Annotated in this window: 1 pseudogene; it reads right to left on the minus strand. The window is 59.7% G+C overall.

Annotation, left to right across the window (positions count from 1 at the left end):
* A pseudogene (locus AC0IYH_RS34445) lies at nt 1-221 on the minus strand (RHS repeat domain-containing protein); the annotation flags it as partial.

Consider the following 221-nt stretch of genomic DNA (forward strand, 5'->3'; position numbering starts at 1 on the left):
TGGGTGATGGCGTGGGCGTGCAGGCGCTGTTGGTCGTCGTAGTGGTAGTGGCTGAGGAGTTGGCCTTGTTGGCGTTGCTGTTCCTGGCCGGATTTGAACAGGTGTGAGGTGAGTGTTTCGCCGTTCAGTTCGACGGTGGAAAGATGGCCACCCTTGCCGTGATTGAACACCAGACGGTTATTGTCGGGCAGGCGCAGGTGTTGCAGTTGGCCGCAGGCGTC

It is taken from the genome of Pseudomonas sp. AC463 (assembly GCF_979253585.1).